Origin of the sequence: Streptomyces sp. NPDC093064 (assembly GCF_044754605.1) — a bacterium.
Classification (GTDB): Bacteria; Actinomycetota; Actinomycetes; order Streptomycetales; family Streptomycetaceae; genus Streptomyces.
Genome location: NZ_JBIVPK010000103.1, coordinates 1 through 10,766, shown reverse-complemented (window position 1 = coordinate 10,766; position 10,766 = coordinate 1). Strand labels below are relative to the sequence as shown.

5 protein-coding genes are annotated in these 10,766 nt (G+C 72.7%); all 5 read left to right on the top strand.

All coding sequences use genetic code 11. The features are described from left to right. Nucleotides 1–343 precede the first annotated feature (343 nt). A complete protein-coding gene (locus tag ACIQFZ_RS42395; protein ID WP_402693875.1) occupies nucleotides 344–922 on the top strand; it encodes a hypothetical protein in 579 nt (192 codons plus the stop codon). A gap of 720 nt (nucleotides 923–1,642) precedes the next feature. Next, a complete protein-coding gene (locus ACIQFZ_RS42390; RefSeq protein ID WP_402693874.1) occupies nucleotides 1,643–3,166 on the top strand; it encodes a TIGR02677 family protein in 1,524 nt (507 codons plus the stop codon). After that, a complete protein-coding gene (locus ACIQFZ_RS42385; protein WP_402693873.1) occupies nucleotides 3,163–4,632 on the top strand; it encodes a TIGR02678 family protein in 1,470 nt (489 codons plus the stop codon). Before ACIQFZ_RS42390 ends, ACIQFZ_RS42385 begins: the two co-directional genes overlap by 4 nt. After that, nucleotides 4,629–8,780: a TIGR02680 family protein gene (locus ACIQFZ_RS42380; RefSeq protein WP_402693872.1), complete on the top strand. Its 4,152-nt coding sequence runs from the start codon at nucleotides 4,629–4,631 to the stop codon at nucleotides 8,778–8,780. The genes ACIQFZ_RS42385 and ACIQFZ_RS42380 overlap by 4 nt, the downstream gene beginning before the upstream one ends. Further along, nucleotides 8,770–10,011 carry a TIGR02679 family protein gene (locus tag ACIQFZ_RS42375; protein WP_402693871.1) on the top strand — a complete coding sequence of 414 codons (1,242 nt, stop codon included), beginning with the start codon at nucleotides 8,770–8,772 and terminating at the stop codon, nucleotides 10,009–10,011. Before ACIQFZ_RS42380 ends, ACIQFZ_RS42375 begins: the two co-directional genes overlap by 11 nt. The last annotated feature ends 755 nt before the right edge of the window (nucleotides 10,012–10,766 follow it).

Sequence of the window (10,766 nt, the reverse complement as noted above, 5' to 3'; positions counted from 1 at the left end):
CCACCCGCGCAATCCGCGACCAACCCCAACGAGCACTTCCACTCCTGGGCATCACCAACAACCCGGGAACCGAGGGAACTTGATCAAGCCCTGGTTCCACGCGAGCCATGATCACAGCCCGGGTCCGTCAGGCGGGTCCCGGGATGATTCGTCCGGAAGGTCCGCGAGCTCGCAGCCGGGCGTGGGCCTGCTGTATAACCGGCCCGACCGCGGTGTGCGTACCCATGCCGCGGCGCTATGAATCGGATCACGGCCTCGCTCCAAGAGGCGGCACATCCGCGTAACGCTGTGCGTTGAAGTCTGCTGGCCCTGCCGGAAAAGCACGCTCAGGGGTGGGAATTAAGTGACGGAGCAGTTGGGGCTCGTGCGCGTGGCGTGGGCGAGTCGGACGTTGGCTGCGGCCATGGCGACAATGGGGGTGCTCGACGGCCTACTCCTGGCGGTAGTCAAGGGCGGAGTGAGTGTCCCTGAGCACCCGGTCGCGGTCGCGGTATCGCTCGCATGCGTTGGCGCGGTGGCGGTCTTCGCCGGGGCCCGGGTGGGCCGGCGCGCCGAGCTGCGGGGCTACGAAACTGCCGTGCCGCTCACCGAGCCGGGTTCCGTGCTGCTGGGCGAGTCCGCGGCCAAGCGCCCGGTGGTCCGCCGCACCGGGCTGTTCGCGGCGTTCCTTGCCATGGTGGGGCTGGCCATGCGTTTTGTGCTCGAGGAGCCGCGCCCGCTGATACAGGTCTCCCTCTTCGGGTTGCTAGCCGGGATATTCCTGCTGCGATCTGCTCGCACCTCCCGCTGGGAACGCCGCCACGGTGTGGTGCTATGGCAGCGCAACGTTCCCTCGCAACCCGATCCGGTGACAGGGCGCCGCCCGCGGGGGATGCCGCCACTGTTCACAACGGCCCGCGAAGCGGCTGGAGTCCGCGCGTGATCCGGGCACCGCGACTGCTCGGCGGGCTACCCGCGGGCCGTCAGCACACATACGTTGCCCAGTGACACGCTGCACTCCCATCTGGAGCTTCCTGCTCTTGGCGATCAAGAAGCTACGAGGAGTGCGGCGTTCGTCGTCTCATGACACGAGCCGACCCACACATCTGGGCGAAGAGCCTCGAAAGGCAAGGATTCGGGCGAGTCAACCTCGACTTCCTCCGCAGGCGCATACTCCTCAGGCCCTGACCCGACTGCGTCACAAGATCAGCGACAGAGCCTGTATACGTGAGCGCCCGGCCGTGGTGGTCGGGCGCTCGGGTCTCCGGGGGCCTCTGCCCCGCTGCAGCGATGGTCCCGACGGGGCACCGGGATGCCGCACGCTCGGGAGGTCAGACGCAGTGGCGGGTGTGCCGGCTCAGGGGCAGGGGTGGAATGCGTCGGTGGTGCCGGCGGTGGTGACGAGGCCCGTGCCCTGGTCAAGGACCACGATGGTGGCTGGATACGGTCCGCTGTCGCAATGGAGGCCCGCAACCCTCTGCCATCCCTGCCTGTCCGCTGCGAGGACGAAGATCCGCCAGGGGTGTGCAGTCCAGGGGTGATGGGCGGCGCAGGTTAGCACAGGGAGCGCGGTGCGAGGAGCGCGTGGATGGATACGGTGGCCCATGCGGCAGAATGGGTGTCTCGCATGCCGTCCGCGACCGAACGAGAGAGTTTTGCGCCTGTGACCGACGAGTCCGCGGCCCCGGAGTCCGCCGACGAGGACGCGTTCGGTATTGACGCGTTCACCCTGGACGACCGGCTGCGGCTGTTCCACTTCGCAGCCGCAGAGAAACGCCGCGAGTACCTATGGCTGTTGCGTGCTTTCGACCGGGGGCGGGCCAACTACCAGGTGCTGTTGCACGCCTCGGACGCGGCTGGGCTCCTGAAGCGGCTCGCGGCGGACCATCCCGGCGTGGCGGCCGTCGGGGACGTGCAGCCGCTGCTCGACGCGCTCGCCGACTGGCAGGTCCTCGACCGGTCGTACGACGGGACGCGCGCCGCGAACCTGGCCGAGTACCGCAACCGGCACTACGTCTACCAGTTCACCCAGGCGGGCTACCGGGCGTACCGGGCCGTGGAAGACGTACTCGGCGCGCGGTTGGAGGACGCCCAGCTCTCCCGGCTCGTCTTCCCTGACATCCTCGCCGACCTTCACTCGCTGGCCGACGCCAACGCCGCTGGCGACGCCGAGGAGGTGTACCGCAAGCTCGGCCGCCTGGACTCCGTACTGGGCGAGATGGCGCAGCGCGCCGCCCGGTTCTACCTGATGCTCGGCGACCTGGCACGCACGAACGACACCCGGCCCGAGGTGTTCCTCGCCCACAAAGACGCCCTGCTTGGGCACATGCGGGAATTCACCGCCGAACTCGGCCGCTACGCCCCGTTGCTCGCCGAGGCCGTCGAGAAGACCGCCGCCACCGGCGTCTCCCGGATGATCGAGCACGCCGCCGAGGCCGACGAGCGGCTCTTCCGCAGCCCCGCCGAACGCATCGAGGACTGGCGGCAGCGGTGGCAGGGCATCGTCCACTGGTTCGCCGAGCGTGAGCACAGCGAGGCCGAGCGGCTGCAGGACGCCACCGTCACCGCCATTCGCTCCGTCCTCGCCCTGCTGCGCCGGGTCACCGAGGCCCGCCGCGGCGGGGTGAGCCGAGAAAGCCAACTTCGGCATCTCGCCCAATGGTTCACCTCCTGCGAGAGCGACGAGGACGCGCACACCCTCTTCCAGGCAGCTTTCGGACTCGGCGCGCCCCGCCACATCGCCGTCCCGTACCCCGACCCCGAGCTGATCCCCGGGCGTACGTCGTGGTGGGAGGCCGAACCGGTCGAGTTGGCGCGCACTCTGGTCCAGTCCGGCCGCAGCCCCGGGCTGCACGGTCCCGGCCGCATCGAACGCAACGAAGCCCAGCGGGACCGGCTCCGCGCCGAGCAGTTGAAGCAGCAGGCCGAGCGCCGCACGGCCGCCGCCACCCTCGCTGCGGACGGAGCACACGGCAGGGTGCTGGACGAGGCCGAGACGCGAGTCCTGCTGGCGCTGATGGACGTGGCGCTCGCCGCTCGCGTCCCGGCCAGCCGCAGCGTTCACGCCGCCTCCGGCTCCGCCCACGGCGTCCGCCTGACCCTCACCCCCGCCGAGGGCTCCACCACCGTGCACACCGTCCGCGGCAGGCTGCACCTGAACGGGCTTCGACTGGAGGTCACGGCATGAGTGCGGCACGAAGCACCTCCGCCCCGAGCGGCGGCGGGCGACGGGCAGGGGAGCGTGTCGCCGAGCACGTTTCACCTTTCGAACTCGCCGACTACCAGAAGGCCGTACGGCTGGTCCTGCGGCATCCGCTGATCACATCGTCGTACCCGGACCGGGCGGCCCTGCCGACCGTGCGCCGCTGGGCCGAGCAGCTGCGCACCGACCTCATGGAGGTCCTCGGCTACCGGCTCGTCACCACGGCCGACACCGCCCGGCTGCTGCGCGCGCAGGACCACCTGGACGCGACACGGCCCGCCACAACCCGCGCCGGTCGCCCCTTCGACCGGCGCCGCTACGCCTACCTGGTCCTCACCCTCGCCGCCCTCGGCCGCCACGGTGCGCAGGTCGCCCTCGGTGAACTCGCCGACGCGGTCGCCGCCGACGCCGCGCGCATCGACGGCCTCGGTCTGGACACCACCCGCAAGACCGAACGGGACGCCTTCGTCGACGCCGTCACCTGGCTCACCGAGCGCGGCGCCCTCGCCCTCACCGACGGCTCCGCCACCGCCTGGGCCGGCGACCCCGAGCGTGCGGAGGCCCTGTACGACATCGACCGCGAGATTCTCACCGCCGTCCACCAGCCCACCCGCGTCCTGCAACACCTCACCTCGGTGACCGGGCTCCTCGATTCCGGCAGCGCGCTGGGCCTGGCCACGGGCCGCCACGCGCGGCGCCGTGATCAGGCCCGCCGTGCTCGCCGTCTGGTCCTGGAGAACCCGGTCGCGTACTACGCCGACGCTGGGGCCGAGTTGCTCGGCCAGCTGCGTGCCCCTTCACTCGCCGAGGATCTGGAACGTCTGACCGGCCTTGCCGTGGAGCGCCGTGCCGAGGGCGTCGCGCTCGTCGACACCTCCGGCAGGCTGTCCGACATCCGTTTCCCCGGTGGCGGCACGGTCGCCCAGGCCGCGCTGCTCCTCGGTGCCCGCATCTGCGAGGCCGCCCGGCGCACGGGGCGGCACGCCCCGGACCTGCTGCCCGCCCCGACGGCCGCCGAACGCCTCGCCGCGCGGGCCCGCCGCATCGACGCGGCCCTCCCGGCGCGCGGACTGCTCGCGGAGCTCTCCGCACCCAAGGAGGAGAGCCCGTACGGGGCCGTCGACGAGGAGGGCGACGAGCTGGAGGAGACCCGCTACCCCTTCGTCACCGACTCCTGGCTGCGCGGCAGGCTCAAGGAGATCGTCGGCGAGTACGGCAAGGGCTTCGCCGCCGACCTGCGCGGGGACCCGGACCGACTGCTCGCCCAGGTCCTGGACCTGCTGGCCGCCCTGTCACTGGTCGCCCGCATCGACGGCGGAGTCCTCGCACTTCCGCTCCTTGCCCGCTACCGCGGGGTCAGCGTCCGCGTGAAGTCCCGTGTGCCCGCCCCGCGGCCCGCCGCCCAGACCGCCCTGTCCATCGACGACACCGTGAAGGACCCGACGCCGTGAACACCCCGGCTCCTGCCCCGGCCAGCATCCCCGCTGCGACCCCGGCAACCCGTTACGTCCCCACTCGCGCCGGGATCGTCAACCTTTGGGACTACCGGGACGAGGAGTTCTCCTTCGCCGGCGGCTGGCTGGTGCTGCGCGGGCCCAACGGCTCCGGCAAGACCAAAGCCCTCGAAGTGCTCTTCCCGTTCGTCCTCGACGGCCGTATCGATCCCAAGCGGCTCAACCCGTTTGCGGCCGAGGACCGTACGATGAAGTCCAACCTGCTCTTCCGCGGGCAGGACAGCTCACTCGGCTACGTCTGGATCGAGTTCACCCACCGCGACAGTGGCGAGGCCGTCACCTGCGGCATCGGCCTGCACGCCCAGCGCCACCGCGACACCCCCGCCCGCTGGCACTTCGTCACCGACGGCCGCGTCGGCGAGGACTTCTCCCTCCTCACCGACGACGACCGACCGATGACGAAAAAGCAGCTCACCGCCGAGCTCGGCCAGGAGCTGATCGCATCCCCGACCGACTACCGTGCCGCAGTCGACCAGCGGCTGTTCGGCCTCGGCCGGGAGCGGTACGAGCAACTGCTCACCCTCATCCTCACGCTGCGCCGCCCGCAGCTCGCCAAGAACCTCGACCCGGCCAAGCTCTCCGACACCCTCACCGAGGGCCTGCGCCCGCTGGACGACGACCTCATCGCCGAAGCCGCCCGCTCCTTCGACGACATGGAGTCCGTGCAGCGCACCCTGGAGGGACTGGCCGCCGCCGACGACGCCACCCGGGCCTTCCTCGCCGGCTACTCCACCTACCTGCGCGTCCATGCCCGCGTGGCCGCAGACAAACTCACGTCCCGCCGCGCCGAGACCGCTGCCCGCACCGCCGCACTGGACAACGTCGTGGCGGAGCTGGCGGCGTCCCGCGAGCAGCAGGCCGCCGCCGAGACCCACGCCGAGACCGCCGACGCCGCGCTCACCGCCCTGCGCGCCCGCCTGGACCAGCTGCGTTCCTCCGCCGCGTACCAGGCCGTCGAGCAACTCGCCGACCTCGAACGTCTGGTGCGTACCTGCGAGCACACCGCCCAGCAGGCCGCCGCCGAACGCGAACGCCGCACCGCCGCCACCGGCCGTGCCCGCGCCGAAGCCGAACACGCGGCCCGGCTTGCCGCCGAACTCGAGGGCGCCGCCTCCCGTGGCGCCGCCGCCGTAGCCGACCACGCCCACACCGCGGGCATCGCCTGGACCCCGGCCGACGCCGAGCCCGCCCGGCTCGCCGAGCGGTCCGCCGCGCTCGCCTCCGCCCGCCACGACGGCGTGCGGGCCCTACGCGCCGCCCAGCAGGAGGGCCGCAGCGCCGAGCAGACCCGCGACCTCGCCCGCAGCGCCCTCGACCGCGCCGAGGAGGCGGTCCGTGGCGCCGAAACCGGCGAAGCCGACACCGAGCGGGCGGTCGAGGGCGCCCGCGCACGGGCGCGAGAGGCGCTTACCCAGTGGACGCGGGCCCATGGCCCGCTCCTGCCCGAGGGTGGCACCGACCGCCTCGCCGAAGCTCTCGACCTCACCGGCGAAGCCATCACTGGTGAAGGGGAGGCGGCCACCCTCGCCGACACCTACACCGAGGCCGTCGCCCCGGCCGTGCAGGAGCTGCGCGACGCCCTGGCCGCCCTGCGTGGTCGGCGCAGCGACCACGAACGCCGTCGCGCCGAGACCAGGACCGAACGCGACCGTATCGCCGCCGAACACGACGACGCCCCTCCCGCGGCCCGCGGCCGCACCGCCCACCGCACCCGTGGAGGCACGCCCTCCCCGGCCATCAAGGCACTGGGGGAAGGCGTGCCGCTATGGCGACTCGTCGACTTCGCCGAGCATCTGACCGAGGAGCAGCAGGCCGGTCTGGAAGCCGCCCTGGAGGCCTCCGGCCTCCTCGATGCCCTCGTCACCGCAGAGGACACCCACGTGCCCGCCGGGCACAGCGACGGCTACCTGCACGCCCGCACACCCGTCGACGGCCCCAGCCTCGCCGACCTGCTGCGCCCAGAGGACGGCACGCCGATCCCCGCCGCGCGCGTCACCGCCATCCTGCGCTCCGTCGCCATCACCCCCGGCCCCGGCTCGGGCACCGCGCAGATCACCCCGGACGGCCGGTACGTCGCGGGCGTCCTCGTCGGGGCGCACGCCAAGGAGCACGCCGAGTACGTCGGCGCCACCGCCCGCGAGCGCCGCCGCGCCGCCCGTATCGCGGCCTGCGAGGCCCTGCTCGCCGAACTCGCGGCTGAACTCGATGAGATGGCACGTGCCCAGACCCGTACCGATGCGCGGCTGGAGGCGTATGCCGCCGCCCGTGCCGCCTTGCCCCGCACCACCGGCATCACCGCGGCGCTGCGCGAACTCGACAAGGCCGCGGCGCGGCTGCGTGCCACCCGCGAGGCCGCCGACGTCGCCCAGGCCTCGTACGACGAGGCCGTGGCCGCCTGCTCGGTCGCCGAGCGCGCCGTGCGCCGCACCGCAGCCGAGCACGGCATCGCCCCCGATCGCGTCGACACCGTCGAGACCGCCACCCGCGCCTTCGAAACGGCCGTACGTGAACTCGCCGCCCGCCGCCGCGAACTCGGCCGGCAGTCGCAGGCCGCCGAAGCCGCCGCTGGCCGGCTCGGCGCGGCAGCCGAGGACGAGGAAGCCGCCCTGGACGCCGAGCGCGGCGCGCACCGCCGCCATGCTGAGGAGGCGGCGAAGCTCGACGCCCTCCAGGAGGCCGTCGGCGCGGAGGCGCAGGAGATAATGCGTCAGGTGCATCAGGCCGAGGACGCCCTCGACGGTGCAGTCCGGGAGGTCGAGACGTCCACCGCCGCCCTGCATTCCGCCATCGCCGCCACCGCCTCCGCCGAGGCCCGGCGTACCGCGGCGGCCGAGGTCCGCTCCGTCGCCGCCACCGAGGAGAAGGAAACCGCCCGGGCCCTCGCCCCGTACGCGGCTCGTGAACTGCTCGACATCCTGCGCTGCCCGCCGGGCCTCTTCTGGCCCGCCCAGGAGGCCGACTGGGCGGGCCAGGAACTCCCCGCCGCGGCGGTGGCGGTCCACGAGGCGATCCAGGCCGCCACCCGCGACCTTGCCCCCACCGAGACCAGCGTCAAGCAGTCCGTCACCCGCCTGACGAAGGCCCTGGACGACCTGCAGGTCCAGCTCGCCGCCGCGGGACAGGACTACCGTCCCGAATGGGACGGCTCCGACGGCGTCATCGTTGTCCGTGTCGCCGACGAGGAAGGCCTGCTGCCCGTCGCCTCGTTCGCCGAGAAGATCGCCGAACACCGCCGCGACCAGGCCGAACTGCTCAGCGACTCCGAGCAGCGCATCCTCGAGGACGCCCTGCTCACCCGGCTCGCCCAGCAGATTCACGACCGCACGGTCGACGCCCGCGACCTCATCCGGCGCATGAACACCGACATGCGCGAACGCAGGATGTCCTCCGGCACGACGGTCGGTGTGAGCTGGCTGCTCGCCGACGACCTCGACGACGAGCAGCGCGCCGTCTGCAGCCTCCTGGACGCGGACGCCGCCCGGCTCGGCCCCGAAGGGCTCGCCCGGGTCCGCGCCCACTTCGCCGCGCAGATCAAGAATGCCCGCGCCCGCCACCGCGACCTGCCCTACCGCGAACTGCTGGCCCAGGTGCTGGACTACCGCCGCTGGCGGCAGTTCGCCTTCCAGCTCGTACGCCCCGACAGAAGCGAGGAGCGGCTCACCCGCGCCCGGCACAGCCGCCTCTCCGGCGGCGAGCAGTCCGTCTCGCTGCACCTGCCGCTGTTCGCCGCCGCGCACGCCATGCTCAACTCCGCACACCCGTACGCCCCGCGGCTGCTCGCCCTGGACGAGGCATTCGCCGGCGTCGACGACACCGGCCGCGGCGAACTGATGTCGCTGGCCGCCCAGTTCGACCTCGACCTGTTCATGACCGGATACGACCTGTGGGCCGCACACGCCTCCGTCCCCGCCGCCGCCCACTACGACCTCGCGCACTCGGCGATCCACCACACCGTCTCCGCCCTGCTGCTCCTCTGGGACGGCGAGAAGCTGCTCGCCGACGACATCGGCGACCTCACCGCGGCCCTCGGTTCACCCGGCACCCGCCGCGTCCCCGGGCCGAAGGAGACCACCGTTGCCGACTGAGCAGTACCGCTACGAGGAACTGCGCGGTGAGGGCTGGACGCGGCTGCTGGCCGCCGCCCGCCGCAAGCTCGAACGTACCTCGGGCGCCCTCGACGGCGAGATCGGCCTCAGTGCCCCCAGCGAGGCCGAGCGCCGCACCGTCATCGGCGTCACCGGCCGCTACCGTCCGGAGACCACCAAGCGCCTCGCCGTCCCTCTCACCGCCCTCGATACCTACCTGTACCACCGCTACGGCACCGGCCTGCTCCAGACCCTCGGACACCTGAACGGCCCCCTGCGCGACCGGCCCGCCGAACGCGCGGACGAGGACACTTGCCGCGAACAGGTCCTGGCCTCCGCCCACTCCAGCCGCCTCGCCACCGAGAGCTGGTTCGCCACCTGGCTGGACCGCCTCGCCGCCGACGGCACCCTGACCCGCCTTCTGCGCCGCGGGGACGCGCCCCTGATCGACGCGGCGGTGCGCGTCCTGGAGAAACTCCCCGAGGACCCCTCCGGCATCCTGCCGCTTCCAGTCCTCGCCGAATGGGCCACCGGCGACACCAAATCCCTCATCCCCGGCAGTCCGCTCGAACAGCTCGTCCTGCGCGCCCTCGCCCAGCGCACGGGCGACGACGTCTCGCGCGAGAGAGCCGGCCGCCGCGCCCTGTGGGAGAGCGCGGGCGCCATCCCCGACGACCTCGCCAGCCAGGTCCTCGTTCTGGGCATCCGCCCCGAGGGCGACACAGTGGTCTGCGACTGGCTGCGCGATGCCGCCGACTTCGGCATCCCATTCCGGCTCACCCTGCACCAGTTGGCGTCCGACCCCGTCGTCCCGGCCGCCGGTGACATCTTCGTGTGCGAGAACCCGGCCGTCCTGCGCGTGGCCGCCGCCGCCCCCGAAACCGGAAGCGCGGCCCTGGTGTGCACCGAGGGCGTACCGTCCGCCGCCTGCCACACACTGCTCGCCAGCGCGGTACGCGCCGGAGCCCGGCTGCACTGGCGGGCCGACTTCGACTGGGCGGGCCTGCGCATCATCGCCACCGCCGTGGAACGCCACGGGGCCCGCCCCTGGCGCATGACCACCGCCGACTACCGGGAAGCCCTCGGCCAAGGCCCGTCCACACCTCTCGGCGGCCCGCCCGCGGCAAGCCCCTGGGACCCCGAACTGGCGCGGGCCATGCAGGAGTCGGGTCAAGCCGTCATGGAGGAGCGCCTGCTGCCCGCGCTCCTGGCCGACCTCACCCGTAGCTGACGCCGACGGACCGCCGACCCTGTCCTTGCCGCACACCACATTCCCGCAGGGGAGAGGTGGGCGGCCCGCGCAAATCTGTTCGGCCTGAGGCCGGTGAGACGGACCGAAGCCGCTCAAGGTACGGCAGTGGACATGCTGCTGGCCGACGCGGGCTATCCGGTCACGCTGCTCGACGGCGACCGGGCCGCCAAGATCTCCTCCACCGACATCCGCACGCCGTGGCACGTAGTCGGGCCGGCAACCGGGCCGGGTGAGGTCGAAGGGCACGATCGTCGTCCGCTCGCTCCATTGCCTGGCCGCCAGGGGGCCGGGCGGACACACCCAGGTGGCGGGTCGTCCTGCAGGGTCTTCGGCGGTGCCGCGTCCCTGCTCCTGGTGCCGGAGGCGGCGGCGCGGTGTGGTGCGCCGCCGGGCGCGAGTGGCTGCGTTGCATCGCTGGGCGGCCAAGCGGTGCCAACGGTGTGGGGCGGCCGGGTTGGGCCAGGCGTGGATGGTCAAGGTGGAGCAGGACGGCTGGTGCCTGCTCGGGAGTGGGTGCCGCTGCGTCGGCGGCTGTGCCGCTGCCGTCAGTCATGCTGGGCGGGAATCGCCTGCTCAGTCCAGACCGTCTTGCCCTCGGGCGTGTACCGGGTCCCCCAGGCCTGGGCCAGAGGGGCGGCGCGAAGTGCCTACTTCCCAACAAGAAGCTACGCACCAATAGTGGTGCAAGGCGCCGTCAGGCACCATCCCCTGGCTCAACACGAAAGGCACACCAT

Coding starts and splice junctions, on each gene's coding strand:
- ACIQFZ_RS42385 (WP_402693873.1), top strand. CDS start 3,163: ATGAGTGCGGCACGAAGCACCTCCGCCCCGAGCGGCGGCGGGCGACGG.